This window comes from Limnohabitans sp. TEGF002, assembly GCF_055395845.1.
On sequence record NZ_AP029224.1, the window covers coordinates 471,221 to 490,078 of the forward strand.

Below are 18,858 nucleotides of genomic sequence, written 5' to 3' on the forward strand. Positions count from 1 at the left end.
ACGATGGACAGGCTCATGCCAATGTGCCTGGCTTGCGAAGGTGGAAATCGGTCGCTTGTTGCAGGCGGTGTGCGGCGTTCAGCAACTGGGCTTCCTTGAAGTAGTTGCCAATCAGCTGCAAGCCCACGGGCATGTTGCCCGCGCCAAAGCCGGCAGGCACGCTCATGCCGGGCAAACCGGCCAGAGATGCGGGCAGCGTGAAGATGTCGGCCAAATAGTCGGCCACCGGGTCGTTGGCGTTCTCGCCAAACTTCCAGGCCACCGATGGGGCCACGGGGCCAGCGATCACGTCGCATTCTTTGAACGCGTTTTGGAAGTCGTCGGCGATCATGCGGCGGATTTTTTGGGCTTGCAGGTAGTAGGCGTCGTAGTAGCCGTGAGACAGCACATAAGCGCCGGTCATGATGCGGCGCTTGACCTCGTTGCCAAAGCCTTCGGCGCGGGTCTTTTTGTACATGTCCACCAGATCGGTGTAGTCCTTGGCGCGGTGGCCGAACTTCACGCCGTCAAAGCGGCTCAGGTTGGAGCTGGCTTCAGCCGGGGCAATGATGTAGTACACCGGAATGGACAACTCGGTGCGTGGCAAGCTGATGGGCACCAGCTTGGCGCCCAGTTTTTCATACTCGCGCAAAGCGCCGTCCACCGCAGCGCGCACATCGGCGTGCAGGCCTTCACCAAAGAACTCTTTGGGAATGCCAATGCGCAGGCCTTCCAGCGATTGGTTCAGCGATGCGGTGAAGTCTTCGGCAGGCACGTCCAGCGAGGTGGAATCGCGGTCCATGTCGGGGCCGCACATGGCGCTGAGCAGCAGCGCGCAGTCTTCGGCCGTGCGGGCCATGGGGCCGCCTTGGTCGAGGCTAGAAGCGTAGGCGATCATGCCGTAGCGGCTGGCGCGCCCATAGGTCGGCTTGATGCCGGTGATGCCGCAAAAGCTGGCGGGTTGGCGGATCGAGCCACCGGTGTCGGTGCCGGTGGCTGCGGGCACCAAGCGGGCCGCCACCGCGGCGGCACTGCCGCCCGACGAGCCGCCGGGCACGCGGGCCGTGTCCCATGGGTTGGTCACTTTGCCAAAGGCCGAGTTTTCGTTGGCCGAGCCCATGGCGAACTCATCGCAGTTGAGTTTGCCCACGGTCACCATGCCCGCGCCGCCAAAAGCAGATGCGCCGAGTTTTTGCACCAGCGTGGCGTCAAACGGTGAGCGGTAATCGGTCAGAATTTTGGAGCCAGCGGTCGTGGCGAAGTCGCGGGTCACAAAGACGTCTTTGTGGCCCACGGGCACGCCTTCGAGCAGGCCAGCTGTGCCAGCGGCCAGACGGGCGTCGCTCGCTTGCGCTTGGGCCAGCGTGACTTCGCTGTTGATGTCGAGGAATGCGTTGTGCGGATTGCCACCCAAACGGGCCAAAAAGCCGGTGGCCACTTCCACGGCGCTCACCTGTTTGGTCTTGAGGGCCTGGGCCAGTTCGGCCACGGTCATGTCATGCAGAGTCTTCATCGTGCGGCTCACTCGATCACCTTGGGCACCAAAAACAGTCCGCGCTCGACGGCGGGGGCGCTCTTTTGGTTCAGGTCGCGTTGGTTGGGTTCGCTGGCCACGTCGGGGCGCAGGCGCAGCGTGATGTCCTGGATGGCGGCCACGGGGTGGGCCATCGGCTCGATGCCGGTGGTGTCCACGGCCTGCATGGCTTCGACGATGCTGAAAAAGCCGTTGATTTGAGTGAGCATGCGCTCGCTTTCGTCGGGCTTAAGCTCCAGCCTAGCGAGGTTGGCAATCCGGGCAATATCCTGCGGGGTCAGGGACATGGTTTAAAAAGAGTTGTAAAGGACGTATTTTCCGGCCCAAACAGAGCTTGGAAGCACCTGTTTCACCGGGGGATCGGGTATTATCCTGCGTTTGGTGCCGTTCATTGCGCAGTCTCCGAACACGCCCTGACGACCCCCTGATTTGACAGCCGCGCTTACTCCAGCATGCCATCCATGAGCTTGGTGTATGGCGCGTCAAAGGACTCCGAATGTTTTCTTCTTTCCGCCGCTATTTTTCCAGTGACCTGGCCATCGACCTGGGCACTGCCAACACCTTGATTTTTGTGCGCGACAAAGGCATCGTGCTGGACGAGCCTTCGGTGGTTGCGATTCGCCACGAAGGCGGCCCCCAGGGCAAAAAGACTTTGCAAGCCGTGGGCCACGAAGCCAAGGCGATGCTGGGCAAAGTACCTGGCAACATCGAAGCCATTCGCCCCATGAAGGACGGCGTGATCGCCGACTTCACGGTGACCGAGCAAATGCTCAAGCAGTTCATCCGCATGGTGCACCCCCGCAGCACCTTCCGCCCCAGCCCGCGCATCATCATTTGCGTGCCTTGTGGCTCCACCCAGGTCGAGCGACGCGCCATCCGCGAATCGGCGCTGGGCGCGGGTGCATCTGAGGTGTATTTGATCGAAGAACCCATGGCCGCAGCCATTGGTGCCGGCTTGCCGGTGTCGGCAGCTTCGGGCTCCATGGTGGTCGACATCGGCGGCGGCACGACCGAAGTGGGCGTGATCTCGCTGGGCGGCATGGTCTACAAAGGCAGCGTGCGTGTGGGCGGCGACAAATTCGACGAAGCCATCATCAGCTACATTCGCCGCAACTACGGCATGTTGATCGGCGAGCCCACCGCCGAATCCATCAAAAAGACCATCGGTTCGGCCTTCCCGGGCAGCGAAGTCAAGGAGATGGAAGTCAAGGGCCGCAACCTGTCTGAAGGCGTGCCGCGCAGCTTCACCATCAGCTCCAACGAGATTCTCGAAGCCCTGACCGATCCGCTCAACCAGATCGTCTCGGCCGTCAAAACCGCGCTCGAACACACCCCGCCCGAGTTGGGTGCAGACATCGCCGAACGCGGCATGATGCTGACCGGCGGTGGTGCTTTGCTGCGCGATCTGGACCGCCTGCTGGCCGAAGAAACAGGTTTGCCTGTCTTGGTTGCCGAAGACCCGTTGACCTGCGTGGCCCGCGGTTGCGGCATGGCGCTGGAACGCATGGACCAATTGGGCAGCATTTTCACCAGCGAATAAGGCTTGTTTCGGGCTGTCTTCCAACGGTCAACGATCCTGCCTTTTTCCATCTGAATCCGGCGCAACACACTCATGGCTCTGGATACCTTTGAACGCAGTGCTCCGCCGATTTTCCGGCAGGGTTTGTCTGCGACCTCCAAACTGGTGTTGCTCTCCTTGCTGTCCATTTTGTTGATGGCTTCAGACCACCGTTTTCAGATCTCGCAACCCCTGCGGTCCGGCATTGCGGTGCTGTTGGCGCCTTTTCAGTGGCTATCACTTCAACCCGGACGCGCGCTGAGCGGTGTGGGTCAATACTTTGGCGATCTGGAAGCCGCACAGGATGCTGCGCAAATATTCCAGACACGCACCATTGCGCAAGCTCAGCGACTGCAGCAAGTGGAGCAGTTGAGTCGGGAAAACGCCCAGTTGCGTGAGTTGCTGGACTTGCGTGAACAAATGGCAGGACCGTCCAAGGCCGTTGAGGTGCTGTATGACACGGCAGACCCTTACACCGATCGCATCGTGGTGGACAGAGGACAAGTCGCGGGCATTGTGCAAGGCTCTGCGGTCATTGATGTCGGCGGCGTGGTGGGGCAAGTCACGCGTGTGTACCCCTTGATCAGCGAAGTGACGCTGCTGACCGACCGTGGCCAAACCATTCCGATCATGAACGCCCGCACGGGCAGTCGGCATGTGGCCGTGGGCAATCCAACCATCCCGGGTGGCGCACTGGAGCTGAAGTTCGTACCTTCGGGGACTGACGTCAAGCAAGGTGATTTGCTCACCACTAGTGGCATCGACGGTGTCTACCCGCCGGGTTTGCATGTGGGACAAGTCAGCCAGATTGACCGCCGTGTGGATTCTTCGTTTGCCCGGGTGCATGCCACCCCAGCAGCCAAGCCGCGAGGGCGTCATTTGTTGGTGTTGATGCCGGTGAAAGACTGGCCCACTGTGCCAGCTGCCGCGCCAGAGCCCAAGCGAAGCGGTAAAGGGCGACCATCTTCTGCTGCACCATCGGGAGACAAACCATGATCATGCCCGCAGGGCGTCATTTGCTCTTGCCTGCCAACCCCCGATTCATTGCTTCGACGGTGGTGGTGGGCTTGCTTTTGAACATGTTGCTGGGCTTGGTCGGCTGGCGCTGGCTGCCCGATGTGCTGGCCATCGTGGTGGTGTTTTGGAACGTCTATCAGCCACGACGTGTGGGTGTGGTGTTGGCGTTTGTGCTGGGTTTGGCTCTGGACGTGCACGAGTCGGCCTTGCTGGGGCAAAACGCCTTGTCTTACGTCGTGCTCAGCAGTTTGGCGCTGGCGGTTCAGCGTCGGCTGTTGTGGTTTCCGTTGCGTGAGCAAACCCTGCAGATCGTGCCCTTGTTTTTGGCGGCGTCCTTGCTCGAATGGGGCACTCGCCTGATCGTTCACGATGTCTGGCCGCACTGGACCCAGTTGCTGATGCCATTCGTTCAGGCTGCCCTTTGGCCCTTGGTGGGTGCGTTGTTGCTCGCGCCACAGCGGCGCGCGTTTGACCCTGACAACATCCGTCCCCTTTGACCATGTCACTCAGGCTGCCCTCCCTTGCCGAGTTGCGTGACAGCCAGGCCGAACTGCAACGGTTCCGCGCTCGGGTGACCGTCATGCAGCTGGTGGTGCTGGTGTGCTTTTTGTTGTTGGTTGCGCGGCTGTCTTATTTGCAGATCGTGCGGCACGAGGATTTGCACGAGCAGGCCGAAAGCAACCGCACAGCCGTTATCCCGACGGTGCCGCCACGCGGCACCATCCTGGACCGCAACGGCGTCGTGCTGGCCAGCAATTACTCGGCCTACACCTTGGAAATCACGCCTTCGCGTGTGGCCAACCTGGAAGCCACCATCGATGCTTTGTCGGAGGTGGTCGAGATTCAGGGCAAGGACCGGCGCAGGTTCAAACGCTTGCGCGAGGACTCGCGCAGCTTTGACTCGCTGCCCATTCGAACCCGATTGAGTGATGAAGAGGTGGCGCGTTTCAGCGCTCAGAGCTATCGCTTTCCGGGCGTGGACATCAAGGCCCGCCTTTTTCGGCAATACCCTTACGGCGAATTGGCCAGCCACGTGGTGGGCTACATCGGTCGCATCAACGCCAAAGAAAAAGAACGCATTGAAGAAGAGGACGACGCCGGCAATTACCGGGGCACCGAGTACATCGGCAAGCTGGGTGTGGAGCAGCGCTACGAGCGTGAGTTGCATGGCATCACCGGGGTGAACCAGGTGGAGACTTCGGCCGGAGGCCGCGCCACCCGCAGCCTGTCGAGTCGCCTGGCCACGCCGGGGCAAAACGTGGTGTTGTCGATCGACATTCAGTTACAAAAAATGGTGGAGGACTTGTTTGGTGATCGGCGCGGTGCATTGGTCGCGCTGGATCCCAACTCGGGTGAGGTGCTGGCTTTTGTCAGCAAGCCCACCTTCGACCCCAATTTGTTTGTCGATGGCATTGACGTCGAAAACTGGCAAAAGCTCAACGAGTCGATCGACAAACCTTTGCTCAACCGGGCTTTGCGTGGCACCTATCCGCCGGGTTCGACCTACAAGCCCTTCATGGCCATGGCCGCATTGGCCACAGGCAAGCGCAGCGCCAACACCATCATCAACGATGCGGGTTCATGGACCTATGGCGGGCACACTTTCCGCAGCCATGGCGATAGCGGCCTGGGACCTGTGGACATGGTGCGCTCCATCGTCTTGTCCAGCAACGTGTACTACTACTCTCTCGCCAATGAGATGGGTGTCGATGCGATCCATGACTTCATGAAACCGCTGGGCTTTGGTCAGATCACTGGCATTGATTTGCCGGGGGAAGTGCGCGGCATCCTGCCCAGCACTGACTGGAAGCGAAGTTATTACAAAAAACCCGAGCAAAAAAAATGGTACGGCGGAGAAACCATTTCATTGGGCATTGGGCAGGGTTACAACACCTTCACCATGCTTCAGTTGGCCTCTGCCACTGCCACACTGGCCAATGCAGGTGTGCAGTTCAAGCCCCGCGTCGTCACGGCCATTCAAGATGCCTTGACCCACGCGCAAATCCAAGTCAATGCGACAGAGCCTGTGGACCTGGGCTACAAACCCGAGCACATGGAAGTGATTCGCAATGGCTTGGTGGGCGTGGTGACGTCAGGCACCTCGGCGCGCGTGTTTGCCGGGGCTGGATACACCAGCGCAGGCAAGACAGGTACAGCGCAAGCCGTGACCATCGGCCAAAAGGAAAAGTACAACGCCGCCAATTTGTCCGAATACCAGCGTGACCATGCCTTGTACATGGCCTATGCCCCTGCCGACAAGCCGCAAATTGCGGTCGCGGTGGTGGTGGAGAACGCCGGTTTCGGTGCGGCTTCGGCCGCTCCCATTGCTCGGCGTGTGTTTGACTATTGGCTGCTCGGACAATACCCCAGCGAAGAAGACATGGCGGCCACCCAAAAAGGCCAGACAGCTGCACCAATAGGCAAACCGCGCACCAAGCAAGAGGTGCCCTTGGACAGCCGAAGGCTCAATTCATTCAATTGATTTCAGACAGCTGGGCTTCAGTGTGGCCAGCTTTGCGCCAGCGACTTCAAGCCCCGGATCAGCATCTCGACGGAGATGGACACCAGAATCAGGCCCATCAAACGTTCAAAGGCAGAGACCACGCGCAAACCCACCACGCGTTGCAGGCGTTCAGCCAGCAGCAACACCACGGCGCACACCAGCATGGTCACCGTGAGCGCAGCGACCCACTCCAAGCGCCTCTCGGGCGCTTGGCTGACCAACAGCAACACCGTCGCCATGGCCGAAGGGCCTGCCAAGGCAGGAATGGCCAAGGGCACGATCAAGGGCTCAGCCACAGGCACGGGGGTGTCTTGGGGTGGGGGCGGAAAGATCATCCGCAAAGCAATCAAAAACAGCACCACCGCGCCGCCGATTTGCAGGGAAACGTCCGACAAGCTCAAGGCTTTCAGGAACGATTGCCCCACGAACATAAAAGCCAGCAGCAGACCGAAAGCAATCAACACTTCACGCACGATGACGCGGGCACGCCGCTCGGGCGGAACTGCTCGCAAGGTGTTGACAAAAATCGGGATGTTGCCCAGCGGGTCGGTGATCAGCAGCAGCAAGATGGTGGCCGAAGCAAAGGTGTGCTCCATGCCCATCAGCTCGCGTAAACCGTGCTCAGGTCGGCAAAGCCTTTGACTTCAATCGGGTTGCCGAATGGGTCCATGAAGAACATGGTCCATTGCTCGCCGGGCTGACCGGCAAAGCGCAAGTGAGGTTCGACCACGAAGTTGAAATTGGCCGCTTGCAATCGGTCTGCCAGGGCTTGCCAATCGTCCTTTTGCAAAACCAGGCCGAAGTGCGGCATGGGTACCATGTGGTCGCCGACACGGCCCGTGAGGGTCGTTTTGAAAGGCTCGCCCAAGTGAAGGGAAATCTGGTGTGTGAAAAAGTCAAAGTCCACCCAGGTGTCGGTGGAGCGACCCTCTTGGCAGCCGAGGAGGCCGCCATAAAAACGGCGGGCCTCGTCGAGGTCGGTGACATGAAAAGCAAAATGAAAAAGGCTGTGCATGCCCGAAAGCATATCAGCCAGTTAGGCGCTGGGGCAGCCGGAACAACCCGAATGCACCCACCCGCCTGAGCAGGGCTGCCGCAAGCGCTCAGGTATGCGAGGGGTCTGCTGCCATCGCGTCAAATTTCTTGAAATACTGTTTGGCCATGGCCACCAGTTGCGCATCCGAGGGGTGATCGCTGGCGATGCTGTCGACAACAACCGCTGCAATGCTTTTTTGGTGGGTGGTGCACCAATCTCGGAATTCGTTGCGTGCCAAGCTTGGGCCCGTCAACAGCACTTCGCGTGCGCCCGCCAGCGCTTTGGCCACCTCCGCAAAAAAGGCCGCAGTGTCTCCGGCTTTGCCTTGGTGTTTGTGGTGGCTGCGCGATTTGATGCGCTGCGCTTCAACGTGCTCACGGTCAAACATGACCACATGGGCTTCTTGGTGGTCCATCCAGACCACAGCATGAAAAGTACTCATTAACATCCTTGGTTAAAAATCAACGGCGCTGCTCGACCACAGTCTGGCAATCGATGCAGCGTTTGGCGGTTGGGTAAACGTTCAGGCGTGCAGGCGGGATGCTCACGCCACAGGCGGTGCAATGGCCATAGGTGCTCGCATCCATGCGTTCCAGTGCTGCTTCGATGTCTCCCAGCTCGGCCGTTTCGTGTTCGTTCATGGCGAACTCTTCGTCGCGCTCGGAAATGGCTTGGGCTTGGTCATCCAAGCTGCGCACATCATGTTCAGCGGCCATATCGGCGCGTGAAACCAAACCACCACGCTCTTGGGCGATGCGTTGCAGCAGTTGCGTGCGCTCATGCAAAAGGCGCTCGCGGTGGGCGGAGAGGGATGGGGTGTGGGATGAAGTCATGGCTTCATCCTATGCGTCTGGGGTGACGCGGTATTGATGTGGGTCAACCCCAGAGCCACATGGCATTTGCCATGGGTCGGGGTTGATGTGCCTTAAGTGCTCAAGCGCACAGACTCAGCTTTTGGCTTTCATGCGCGACATCATCAAATCCATATTGGCTTTGCGGTCGGCGTTGACTTTTTGCATGTGGGGGCGCTCACCCATCATCTTCAGGTAGTCGCGAGCTGGCAGGTCTGCCAAAAAGTCTTTGCCGTAAATGACTTTGGTCACGCCAGAGATCAAAGGCAGGTGGGTCACGGCCGCGCAGTCGGCCAGCGTCAGGCTGTCGCCCGCCACAAAAGGCGAAAACTTGGCCAGCTTGGCAAACGCGGCGACGTTCTTTTCGAGTTGCGCGCCCACTTTTTCTTTCACCGAGTCGCTCACCTTGCCACCAAAAAAGGCTTCTGGGTACAGGTTGCGAGCGACCAGCTCCAGGTGCAAGTCCAAAAACAGCGCCAATTCGCGGACTTTGGCAGCAGCAAAAGGATCGGCAGGGATCAAGGGGTTTTGTGGGTACTTTTGCTCGATGTATTCCAGCATCACGGCCGATTCGCACATCGCGCCATCGGGGGTTTTGAGGTAAGGCACTTTGCCCAAGGGGCTGGCGGCAGCGTCGGTGGCACCGACCCAAGCCAATTCTTCTTCGAAGGGCACGCCTTTTTCGAGCAGGGCGAATTTGACTTTGTTGTGGTAATTGCTGGCTGCAAAGCCGCAGAGTGTGAGCATGGGATTCTCCAGTTGTTAAGCAATCAGCAAAGATTAGCCCAAGCCGGTGAACCGAAGAGTCACCAATATGCCTGTAAGGTCCGTATCAAGGCACCCACCCAAAATATTGCCACTTATTATTCGGAGCCCTTATGTTGGAGCGCCTGGTTTACCGCTCACAAGCCACCCACAAGCTGGGCAGCTTGCACTTGTTCAATTTGCTGGTTCAGTGCCGCAAGCGCAACCTGAGCCTGGGCATCACGGGGCATTTGCTCTACACCGAGGAAATCTTTGTCCAGTGCATCGAGGGCCCTTCGGGCTCGCTCGATGCTTTATGGAAAAGCCTGCAGCGCGATGAGCGGCACCACAGCTTGCAGCTTTTGTCGCGAGGCCCTATCACCGATCGGCAGTTTTCAGATTGGGCGATGGCCTTTTCGTCCTATGCGCACTTTGACAAGTACGACATCCCCGGTTTTTTCCCGGTGGATGCCAAGGGCATGTCCAGTGCGGCAGACCGTTGCGCACAGTGGGGCGCCCAGTCTTTGTCCGCCGAAAATGACCATGCAACGGCCTGAAAAGAGCTGGGCATTGACCGATCAAGTCTGGGTCAGCGTCTAAACCAGCGCATGGAAAGGCCCATGGCCAGCAAAGCCAAAACACCCGCCAGCGCCGCCAGCAAAGCGCTGATTTCGGTGTCACGCCGCTCCAGCGTGAACTTGGATGAAAGGTGCTGGTAAATGTTGGCAAGTTCACTGGCGTTGGTAGCCCTGAAAAACTCGGCGCCTGTGGTCTCTGCTACTTTTTGCAAGGCCTCTTCATCGACCCTGGCATAGAAAGAAAAGCCCTCCAAACCGGGTATGAAGCCATTGGGCGTGCCAAAGGCCACGGTGTACACACGCACCCCCTTGGAAGCTGCCCACTTGGCCACTTCGACCGGATCGGGCCCGGTGGTGCGGCGCCCATCGGAAAGCAAGATCACCGCACCGGCCGTGTACGAGCCCACAGGCACTGGTTTGGATGGCTCTGCGGACCCGGGGGCAGGGCGCTGGTCCAGCGATCTCCCTGACAGCCCACCGCTTTGCGCTGCCAAGCTGCCCGATTTGAATTCGGCGCCGTACAACACCGACTCCAAGTCAATGGCCGACTCGGGCAACAAGGTGTTCAGGGCCACTAGCAAGCCACTGCCGGTGGCCGTGCCGCGCTGCAGTTGAAAACCATCGATGGCGGCCAGCAACTCATCTTTTTGGTCCGTCACGCCCTGGACCAGTTGCGCATTGCCAGCAAAAGAAACGACGGCCACACGCACATGGCCTGGCAGTTCTTGCAAAAAGGATTTGGCTGCCTGCTGGGCCGCTACGATGCGGCTGGGCGGCACGTCTTCGGCCAGCATGCTGCGCGACACGTCCATGGCCAGCACCAGGGTCAGGTAGTCGGCAGGCAAAGAGATCCGGGCACTGGGCCTGGCGGTGCCGAGCAGCACCAGAGTCAGGGCGCACAGCAGCAAAGCGGGGGGAATGTGCCTGCGGATTCGGTGCCCCGGGCCCAAAGCGGGCCGGATCAGCGCCAGGCTGGAATAACGTACCACATCGGTGCGTTTGCGGCGCAAAGCCCGGATGTACCCCACCACCAACAGGGGGATCAACAGCAATAGCCAAAGCAGCTCGGGCCAGATAAAGTGCATGTTGTGTGGCGTGCTATGAAGTCTGGCCACTGTATCACCGAAGGCTCCATCAACGATGAAACGCGCCGCGCTCTACAGCCGAAAGCCCTCTGGACAAGGGGCTGACAGAATGCTTCCTGCACCGGCAAAAGCGGACGATACCCATCCAGCGCGCACGGCTTCCCGCAGCAGCAACATCACCCAGCGCTTGCAACGCCTACCGCTTTGGGCCGCTTTGCTGCTGTGCGCCTTGCTCAGCGCCACGCTCACTTGGGCCCTGACCCGGCAGGTGGGCGCACCCCAGCGGTTGACCCAAGACGACATCAACGCGGCGGTGCTGCACACCCTGAACACCCAGGAACTGCCTTCGCGGACCGCACGCGCTGCGCAGCTGATCGCGCCTTCGGTGGTGCGTGTGAACACTCAAGACGAAGACCAGAAAAACCCCAAAGGCGAGATGCAAAACACCGGCGTGGGCTCTGGCGTGGTGATCTCGGAAGAAGGCGTCATCCTGACCAACTTGCATGTGGTGCAAGGTGCCAAACGCATTCAGGTCACTTTTGCCGATGGCACGGAATCGGAAGCGCTGGTGATTGGTGTGCAACCTGAAAACGATCTGGCGGTGATCAAGGCCAAGCGCCTGCCCGATGACTTGCAGCCCGCCACGCTGGGCAGCAGCCAGAACCTGCAGCCGGGTGATGAAGTGGTCGCGGTCGGTTTTCCCTTTGGCATCGGGCCCTCGGTCTCGGCCGGCGTGGTCTCGGGCCTGAACCGGTCTTTCGGCTCTGAGGGCAAAACCATGATGCGCGGCCTGATCCAGGCCGATGCTGCCGCCAACCCCGGCAACTCGGGTGGCCCGCTGATCAACATGGCCGGCGAAGTGGTGGGCATCGTGACCGCTATCCTCAACCCCACCTCGGCCCGCACCTTCATTGGCATCGTGTTTGCCGCCACCATTGAAAGCGCAGGCGGCGGCATGGGCGTGTCGCCGTTTTGATTTTGATGACCCACCCGATCTGAAAGGCTTTGTGCATGAACCCCCCTGAATTGGCATGGAACCAGGGCCAGACGCCCCAAGGCACTGCTGTCAACGCCGCGCTGATGGAGCGTGTGCTCTATGAAGTCAAACGCGTGGTGGTGGGGCAAGACGCTTTCCTCGAACGCATTCTGGTGGCCATCCTGGCGCAAGGCCATTTGCTGATTGAAGGCGTGCCGGGGCTGGCCAAAACCCTCACCGTGAACACGCTGGCAAAAACCGTGAGTGGCAGCTTCAAGCGCATCCAGTTCACACCCGATTTGTTGCCTGCCGACTTAGTGGGGACCCGCATCTTCAACCTCAAAACCAGCGAGTTCAGCACCGTGCTGGGGCCGGTGTTTGCCAACCTGCTGCTGGCCGACGAAATCAACCGTGCGCCCGCCAAAGTGCAAAGCGCCCTGCTCGAAGTCATGCAAGAGCGGCAAGTCACGATCGCAGGCGAAACCCATGCCGTGCCCCGTCCCTTTTTGGTGATGGCCACGCAAAACCCGATCGAGACCGAGGGCACCTACCCTCTGCCCGAGGCGCAAGTGGACCGCTTCATGATGAAGGTGGTGGTGGGCTACCCCACCGAGGCAGAAGAGTTCGTGATCGTGCAGCGCGTGACCGGCATGCCTGCCACCGCAGCGGCCGTGGCCGACACCGCACAGATCATGGCACTTCAGGCGCAATGCCGCCAAGGCTATGTGGATCCGGCCCTGGTGCAGTACGCCGTGAAGCTGGTGGCGGCCACGCGCGATCCGGTGCGCTGCGGCTTGGCCGAACTGGCGCCCTATTTGACTTTTGGTGCCAGCCCCCGCGCCACCATCGCCCTGATCGAAGGCGCTCGGGCGCTGGCCTTTCTGCGCGGTCGCCCCTACGCCCTGCCGCAAGACCTGATCGACTTGGTGCCCGATGTGCTTCGCCACCGCTTGGTGCTGTCGTACGAAGCCTTGTCCGAAGGCATGACGGCCGATGCGCTGATCCTGAAAATCCTGCAGGCCGTGCCCGCCCCGAGTCAACCCCTGGACCGCCATGTTCAGCTGGCTGCGCAAGAAGCGAACTGAGGCCACGGCCGAGGCAGGCACGGGCCAAGCCCAGGCCTCTGCGTCTGGCGTGCCCGGCGCAGACTCGTCATGGCCCAACGCAGCGCAATGGCTGAAAAGGCTGGAATGGACTGTGCTCAAACGGCTCGATGGCCAGCTGCAAGGCGACTACCGCAGCTTGTTTCGCGGCAGCGGTCTGGTGCTGGCCGATCTGCGTGAATACCAGGCGCACGACGACGTGCGTCACATCGACTGGAACGTGACCGCCCGCATGCAAACCCCATATGTGCGAGAACACCAGGAGGACCGCGAAATCGCCGCTTGGTTTGTGGTGGACCTGTCTGCCTCGGTGGCTTTTGGCTCGAGCCCAACCAGCAAACGCCATCTGGCCTGCAGCATCGTGACCGTGTTGTCCAAGCTGTTGTCACAACACGGCAACCGCGTGGGCCTGATGCTGTTCACCGGACAAGACCGCGCCCACAGCGTGGTACCCGCCCGTTCGGGCAGGCGGCATTTGCTGCACATCGTCCACCAGATGCTGCAGGCGAGCCAAGCGCCAAACCAAGCCCAGGCCGTGCAGACCAGCGCACTGGGGGCATGGCTGGCGCAGGCCCAGTCGGTGCTCAAGCGCCGCTCGGCGGTGTTTGTGGTGTCCGACTTCATCAGCTCCACCGGGTGGGAAAAACCTCTGGCCCAGTTGGCCAGGCGTCATGAAGTGGTGGCGGTGCGGCTGCGTGACCCGCTGGAGATGGCCTGGCCCGACAACACCGGCATGCTGCTAGTTCAAGACGCCGAGTCGGGCGAGCAACTGCTGGTGGACGGCAACGATGCAGCGTTCCGCCAGCGGTTTGCCCAGCAGGCTCAAGACCGTGAAGCCGCTTTGCTGGAGAGCCTTTCTCAAGCCGGTGTGGACTGCCTGGAGCTGAACACCGACGAAGCGATGGACCAAGCCCTGCTGCGTTTTGCACAACTGCGCAAACGCGCCAGCCAGTTGAGCACCGGTGGCCCTGCTGCCTCTTTGGGTAAGCAGCGGCTCGCTCAAGCTGGAGGTGTTCATGCCTGAATGGCACTCGATCCAGTTCGTCTGGCCGCGCCTGCTGTGGCTGCTGGCCAGCTTGCCGCTGTGGCTGGGCCTGTACATCGCTTGGCAACGCCGGGGCGTGCAGCGGGCATGGCCCTCGGCCAGCATGAATGCAGGTGCAAGCAACATCCGCTTCACGCGACACGCGCCGGCGATGCTGGTGCTGTTGGGCTTGGCTGGCTTGTTGGTGGCGATTGCCAGGCCACAGGCTATCTTGCTCTTGCCCAGCCGCATCGACACCGTGATGCTGGCCATCGACAGCTCGGGCAGCATGCGCGCCACCGATGTGCAACCCAGCCGCATCGAGGCGGCCCAGGCCGCCGCCAAAAGCTTTGTGCTGGGCCAGCCTGGCCAAGTCAAATTGGGTGTGGTGAGCGTGGCAGGAGCGGCTGCGCTGGTGCAGGCACCCACCGACCAACGCGACCTGGTCATCCAGGCCATTGAGCAGCTGAGTCTGCAACCCGGCTCGGCCTTGGGCAGTGGCATCGTGATCGCACTGCATGCCATGCTGCCCGGCTCGGGCCTGGACGTGCGCGGGCTGATTGAGGGCGAGACCAGCCCCCAGCCCGCAAGCGGGGCACCCCTGGGTGGCGCCACACCCGCACCCCCAGAAACCGCAGGCAATTCAGGCACGGCCCCGCGCAAGCCGGTCAGCCTGCCCAAAGTGCCACCCGGCTCCAACACGGCTGCGGCCATCGTGCTGCTCAGCGATGGCCAAAGCAATGTGGGGCCTGATGCCGTCAAGATGGCCCAAGTGGCCGCCGATCTGGGGGTGCGCGTTTACACCGTGGGGGTGGGCACGGCGCAAGGCACGGTGCTCAAAGCCCAAGGTATGCAAATGCGGGTCAAGCTGGATGAAGCCAGCTTGAAAAAAATCGCCGAGATCACCAAGGCTGAATACTTCAGCGCGGACAACCGCCAAGACCTGCTTCAGATTTACAAATCCCTGAGCAGCAAGATCGTGCTCAAAAAGCACCGCCGCACCGAGGTCTCTGCCTTGTGCGCTTTGCTGGGCATGCTGCTGCTGAGCTGGGGTTGCGCTTGGGCTTGGTGGCGACACGGCCGGATCGTGTGAGATTGCGGAGATCGGCCAGTCCCCCTTCTTGTCAAGGTGATGCACAGTTACCAGACCTTCGATGCCATAATTCGCGTCATGTTCAGCCTGCAAACCCTGCGCAATGCCCATCACCTCACCCGCCTCGTGCTGGTGTGGTTTGCATTTTTTGTGGGGGCGGCGGTGGCTTCGCCGTTGGTCAAACCGGAAGCCGTACACCTGGTTTGCAGCGCCATTGGCGGCGTGAAATTGGTGCAGGCGGACGCTGCAGGTGCCGATGTGGATGGCGTGGTATCACACACCGCGCTCGACTGCCCCGCCTGCTTGCCCCTGATCGCGCCCCCTGTGGTCGACCTGTTGGCACCTTTGCCAACGGGCAGCTTGTCCCATGTTTTGCAGCCCTTGCCAGCCGCTCGGCTGGCCAGTTTGCTGGGTCAGCCCTGGCAAGCCCGCGCACCCCCCATCTTTTTCGCCTGAAACACCACCCCCTGAAACGCAGGGAGGCTGAGTCGGTTTCGGCATCCCCCAGTGCCTGTGCGCCCCGATTGGTGGGGTTTGCCGAGCGTACTGTTTGTGCCCCTTCATCTTTCGATAACCACCAGGAGTGATCCATGTTCCGTCCCACTTTGTCTGTGTCTGCCCTTTTTCTGGCCATGACCGTGTCCTTGGCCGCGCAAGCGCAGGTCACTGTGAAAGACGCCTGGGTGCGCGCCACTGTGCCCCAGCAAAAAGCCACCGGCGCCTTCATGCAACTGCAATCGGCGCAAGACGCCAAACTGCTGTCGGCCCAGTCGCCCGTGGCCGGTGTGGTCGAGGTGCACGAGATGGCCATGGACGGCGGCGTCATGAAAATGCGCGCAGTACCCAGTTTGGCCTTGCCTGCAGGCAAAGCGGTTGAACTCAAGCCCGGCGGTTACCACGTCATGCTGATGGACCTGAAAGGCCAAGTCAAAGACGGTGACACCGTGCCCGTGATCCTGGTGGTGGAAGGCAAAGATGGCAAGCGCCAATCGGTCGAATTGAAAGTGCCCGCCCGCACGGCCGCTGCACCGGCCATGAACCATGGCGCAGGCCAGATGCACAAGCACTGATCGGCCTGAGCGTCAGCCACTGACCAGCCCATGAGCACAAACATGACCTCTACCACGACAAAGTTGCGCCGCCTGGCCCGCCTTGTGTTGGTCTGGTACGTGCTGTTTGTGGGGGTGTCGGTATTAGCTGCCACGCTGCAGCCCAAAACCATGGAGGTGGTGTGCTCCAGCATGGGTCTTATGAAAGTGGTGGTGCAAGGCGAGGGTGGTGACGCCCAGGTGCGCAGCAGCATGGACTGCCCGCTGTGCGCCCACGCCACGCCCGCTCTGCCGCCGCCCACGGTGGCCGCTCTGGCCCATGTGCCTGATGCCCGCTCGCACATCGTGCAGCGTTTGCCCGAGGCCGTGCTGACCGCACGCACGGCCCCGCCTTTGCCCTCTCGCGGGCCACCTGTTTCGAATTGATCCTTGTTGAACCAGACTGAACACCGCCAGGTGTTCGGCGCTTGTTGTCACTGCAGCCCTGTGTGCTGGCGGTGATTGATCGATTTGAAACTTGCCATGAAAAACACCCTTTCTCTTTCTCCTTTGTCTTTGGCCATCTTCGGCCTGTTCTCCAGCCTGAGTGGTCACGCTGTGGCCAAAACTTCAACAGCGCTGGACACCATCGTGGTGTCGGGTTCTCGCTCAGAAACCAAACTGTCCGAAACCCCTGTGTCCATTGGTGCGGTCAGCCGTGCTCAGTGGGACGCCGACAAGCCCAAGTCGGTGGGCGAGATCATCAACCGCATTCCCGGCGTGCACTGGAACGATCTGGGTAACGAGCAGCACAGCATGGCCATTCGCCAGCCCATCAGCACCAACGCGGTCTACCAGTACCTGGAAGACGGCATCCCGATCCGTCCATTGGGCGTGTTCAACCACAACGCCCTGAACGAAAACAACATGAACGGCTCGGGCGGTGTCGAGGTGGTCAAGGGCGCTGCATCTTCTTTGTACGGCAGCAACGCTGTGGGTGGCGCGGTCAACTTTTTGACGCAACGACCTTCACGCACGCCCACCGGCTATGTGGGCATTCGCCACGACAGCACCGACGGTTTTACCCGAGTGGACTCGGGCGCCAGCAACACCTGGGGTGATCTGGGTTTGCGGTTTTCGCACTACAGCTCGCAGCGCGATACCCACAACTGGCAGCAATACAGCGGTGGCAAAAAAGACTCTTTCACACTGCGTGGCGACTACAACCTGAGCGACAAGTCCTGGTTGCGCGCTTCGCTGGTGCACACCAACTTGGACTCGGACACGCCCGGCAGTTTGTTTGAAAACGACTTCCGAACCAACCCGAGCAAAAGCATCAACACTTTTACCTGGCGCAAAGACAAAACCACCCGTGCTAATTTGGCGTGGGAGGGTGAGACCACCCAAGGCGGCTTGACCTCTGTGACGCTGTTCGCCCGCAACAACGACCACGGCCAGTTGCCCAACTACACCATCTCGGGGTGCTCGGGCGCAAGCTGCAAAGGCACCTTGAACAACAACCATGTGGAGTCTCTGGGCTTGGACGTGAAGCACGAGCAAAAACTGGACTGGCTGCGTGCCCGTTTGGTCACGGGTGTTTACATTGACCGCAGCCAAAACGATTACGTGTCGGACAACCTGGCCATCGTGCGCGATGTGCCCACCGGCCGTTACATGAGCTACACCTTGAACAGCGTTGCCAACCCCAGTGGTGTGCGCAACTACGGTGCGGGTATTGCGAACGATGCTGCTTTTGCACAATTGGAATTCAGTCCCACCGAGCAAATTCGTCTCGTCGCCAGTGGACGTTACGACAGCATCCGCTACGACTTCAAAAATAACCTGACCCCGGGTGCCAACTTCGGCGCTGCCAACGAGGTGCGCAGTTTTGCCAAGTTCAGCCCCAAGCTGGGCGCTACCTACGCGATCAGCCCCAGCAGCAGCCTGTACAGCAACCTGAGCATGGGCTTCACACCGCCCGAAGTCAGCCAGCTGTACGGCAAGACCGCCATTCCCGAATTGAATTCGGCCACTTACGACAACGTGGAAGTGGGCTGGCGCGCCTTGTTGGCCTCTGACATCCGTTTGGACTCTGCGCTGTACCAACTCAGCGGCAAGGACACCATCGTGTCTTACACCTCGGACATTGGCAACAGCTTCAACAAGAACGCAGGCAACACGCGCAGCCGGGGCTTGGAGTTGAGCTTGAATCAGGACCTGCGTGAATGGGACTGGCGCGTCGGTGCGACCTGGGCCGAACACACCTTTGTGTCTTACCGGGTGAGCGACAAAGTGGGTGCTGTCGAAGACTATTCGGGCAAAGACATGCCGCAGGCCCCCAACCACACCATCACGGCCCAAGTCGGTTGGAAATTCACACCGACTTCGCGCGTGGCTTTGGGGCTGGTCAAGCAAGGCAGCTACTGGATGAACAACGCCAACACGGTGCGTTACGCGGGTCACACGCTGCTCAACCTGACGGCCAGCCACAAGTTGGGCGATGGCTGGGAGGTTTGGGGTCAAGTGCGCAACCTGACCGACAAGCTGTATTCGGACAACGCGTCCAGCAACTACAAAAGCGGCGCTTACACACCCAACACACAAAACACCTACGCCGCAGGTGCGCCACGCAGCGTCATGTTGGGCCTGACCAAATCTTTTGGTCAACGTTGACGTGAAGTCTGGCTGGCGATGATTTGTTAAAAAGTAAATATGACTTCGCCAGCCTTTAATTCAATCTCCCGACTTT

General features: G+C 60.4%; 21 protein-coding genes. 13 read left to right on the forward strand and 8 right to left on the reverse strand.

Annotated elements, in window-relative coordinates; translation table 11 throughout:
• Window positions 1-13: 13 nt before the first annotated feature.
• Both gatA and gatC read right to left on the reverse strand, forming a co-directional pair.
• Window positions 14-1,492: an Asp-tRNA(Asn)/Glu-tRNA(Gln) amidotransferase subunit GatA gene (gene gatA / locus ACZ5SR_RS02365; protein WP_464449981.1), complete on the reverse strand. Its 1,479-nt coding sequence runs from the start codon at window positions 1,490-1,492 to the stop codon at window positions 14-16.
• An 8-nt stretch (window positions 1,493-1,500) separates the two neighbouring features.
• Window positions 1,501-1,800, reverse strand: coding sequence for an Asp-tRNA(Asn)/Glu-tRNA(Gln) amidotransferase subunit GatC (gatC, locus tag ACZ5SR_RS02370; RefSeq protein ID WP_464449982.1), 300 nt, complete (start codon window positions 1,798-1,800; stop codon window positions 1,501-1,503).
• A 209-nt stretch (window positions 1,801-2,009) separates the two neighbouring features.
• Between gatC and ACZ5SR_RS02375 the strand changes: the two genes are divergently transcribed.
• The 4 genes from ACZ5SR_RS02375 to mrdA all read left to right on the forward strand — a co-directional run bounded on the left by ACZ5SR_RS02375 (window position 2,010) and on the right by mrdA (window position 6,570).
• Entirely contained in the window at window positions 2,010-3,053 is a 1,044-nt protein-coding gene (locus ACZ5SR_RS02375; protein WP_416559679.1) for a rod shape-determining protein, read from the forward strand.
• A 72-nt stretch (window positions 3,054-3,125) separates the two neighbouring features.
• Window positions 3,126-4,067, forward strand: coding sequence for a rod shape-determining protein MreC (mreC, locus tag ACZ5SR_RS02380; RefSeq protein WP_464449983.1), 942 nt, complete (start codon window positions 3,126-3,128; stop codon window positions 4,065-4,067).
• Complete coding sequence (gene mreD / locus ACZ5SR_RS02385; RefSeq protein ID WP_464449984.1) at window positions 4,064-4,585, forward strand: rod shape-determining protein MreD; 522 nt, start codon at window positions 4,064-4,066, stop codon at window positions 4,583-4,585. Before mreC ends, mreD begins: the two co-directional genes overlap by 4 nt.
• A gap of 2 nt (window positions 4,586-4,587) precedes the next feature.
• Entirely contained in the window at window positions 4,588-6,570 is a 1,983-nt protein-coding gene (gene mrdA, locus ACZ5SR_RS02390) for a penicillin-binding protein 2 (protein WP_464449985.1), read from the forward strand.
• 17 nt (window positions 6,571-6,587) lie between these two features.
• On the opposite strand, the gene ACZ5SR_RS02395 is transcribed toward mrdA, so the two are convergent.
• The 5 genes from ACZ5SR_RS02395 to ACZ5SR_RS02415 form a co-directional block, all read right to left on the reverse strand.
• On the reverse strand, window positions 6,588-7,187 hold the full coding sequence (locus tag ACZ5SR_RS02395) for a MarC family protein (RefSeq protein ID WP_464449986.1): 600 nt from the start codon (window positions 7,185-7,187) through the stop codon (window positions 6,588-6,590).
• 5 nt (window positions 7,188-7,192) lie between these two features.
• A complete protein-coding gene (locus ACZ5SR_RS02400; RefSeq protein ID WP_464449987.1) occupies window positions 7,193-7,606 on the reverse strand; it encodes a VOC family protein in 414 nt (137 codons plus the stop codon).
• Between the two features lie 88 nt (window positions 7,607-7,694).
• A complete protein-coding gene (locus tag ACZ5SR_RS02405; RefSeq protein ID WP_464449988.1) occupies window positions 7,695-8,069 on the reverse strand; it encodes a hypothetical protein in 375 nt (124 codons plus the stop codon).
• 19 nt (window positions 8,070-8,088) lie between these two features.
• Entirely contained in the window at window positions 8,089-8,460 is a 372-nt protein-coding gene (locus ACZ5SR_RS02410; protein ID WP_464449989.1) for a TraR/DksA family transcriptional regulator, read from the reverse strand.
• Between the two features lie 114 nt (window positions 8,461-8,574).
• On the reverse strand, window positions 8,575-9,225 hold the full coding sequence (locus ACZ5SR_RS02415) for a glutathione S-transferase (protein ID WP_464449990.1): 651 nt from the start codon (window positions 9,223-9,225) through the stop codon (window positions 8,575-8,577).
• A gap of 131 nt (window positions 9,226-9,356) precedes the next feature.
• On the opposite strand from ACZ5SR_RS02415, the gene ACZ5SR_RS02420 reads away from it, so the two are divergent.
• Window positions 9,357-9,779: a BLUF domain-containing protein gene (locus ACZ5SR_RS02420; RefSeq protein ID WP_464449991.1), complete on the forward strand. Its 423-nt coding sequence runs from the start codon at window positions 9,357-9,359 to the stop codon at window positions 9,777-9,779.
• A gap of 32 nt (window positions 9,780-9,811) precedes the next feature.
• On the opposite strand, the gene ACZ5SR_RS02425 is transcribed toward ACZ5SR_RS02420, so the two are convergent.
• Window positions 9,812-10,885, reverse strand: coding sequence for a VWA domain-containing protein (locus tag ACZ5SR_RS02425; RefSeq protein WP_464449992.1), 1,074 nt, complete (start codon window positions 10,883-10,885; stop codon window positions 9,812-9,814).
• Window positions 10,886-10,940: 55 nt separating this feature from the next.
• Between ACZ5SR_RS02425 and ACZ5SR_RS02430 the strand changes: the two genes are divergently transcribed.
• From ACZ5SR_RS02430 to ACZ5SR_RS02465, 8 genes are all read left to right on the forward strand, one after another.
• On the forward strand, window positions 10,941-11,861 hold the full coding sequence (locus ACZ5SR_RS02430; RefSeq protein ID WP_464449993.1) for a S1C family serine protease: 921 nt from the start codon (window positions 10,941-10,943) through the stop codon (window positions 11,859-11,861).
• A gap of 35 nt (window positions 11,862-11,896) precedes the next feature.
• The gene (locus tag ACZ5SR_RS02435; protein WP_464449994.1) at window positions 11,897-12,946 is read left to right on the forward strand and encodes an AAA family ATPase; all 1,050 of its coding nucleotides are present in this window, start codon (window positions 11,897-11,899) and stop codon (window positions 12,944-12,946) included.
• Complete coding sequence (locus ACZ5SR_RS02440; RefSeq protein WP_464449995.1) at window positions 12,915-13,988, forward strand: DUF58 domain-containing protein; 1,074 nt, start codon at window positions 12,915-12,917, stop codon at window positions 13,986-13,988. The genes ACZ5SR_RS02435 and ACZ5SR_RS02440 overlap by 32 nt, the downstream gene beginning before the upstream one ends.
• Window positions 13,981-15,081: a VWA domain-containing protein gene (locus ACZ5SR_RS02445; protein WP_464449996.1), complete on the forward strand. Its 1,101-nt coding sequence runs from the start codon at window positions 13,981-13,983 to the stop codon at window positions 15,079-15,081. The genes ACZ5SR_RS02440 and ACZ5SR_RS02445 overlap by 8 nt, the downstream gene beginning before the upstream one ends.
• Window positions 15,082-15,120: 39 nt before the next feature.
• Window positions 15,121-15,537, forward strand: coding sequence for a DUF2946 domain-containing protein (locus ACZ5SR_RS02450; RefSeq protein ID WP_464451137.1), 417 nt, complete (start codon window positions 15,121-15,123; stop codon window positions 15,535-15,537).
• 134 nt (window positions 15,538-15,671) lie between these two features.
• Window positions 15,672-16,151, forward strand: coding sequence for a copper chaperone PCu(A)C (locus tag ACZ5SR_RS02455; RefSeq protein ID WP_464449998.1), 480 nt, complete (start codon window positions 15,672-15,674; stop codon window positions 16,149-16,151).
• A 42-nt stretch (window positions 16,152-16,193) separates the two neighbouring features.
• A complete protein-coding gene (locus ACZ5SR_RS02460) occupies window positions 16,194-16,556 on the forward strand; it encodes a DUF2946 family protein (RefSeq protein WP_464451138.1) in 363 nt (120 codons plus the stop codon).
• 96 nt (window positions 16,557-16,652) lie between these two features.
• A complete protein-coding gene (locus ACZ5SR_RS02465) occupies window positions 16,653-18,782 on the forward strand; it encodes a TonB-dependent receptor family protein (RefSeq protein WP_464450000.1) in 2,130 nt (709 codons plus the stop codon).
• Window positions 18,783-18,858: the final 76 nt, after the last annotated feature.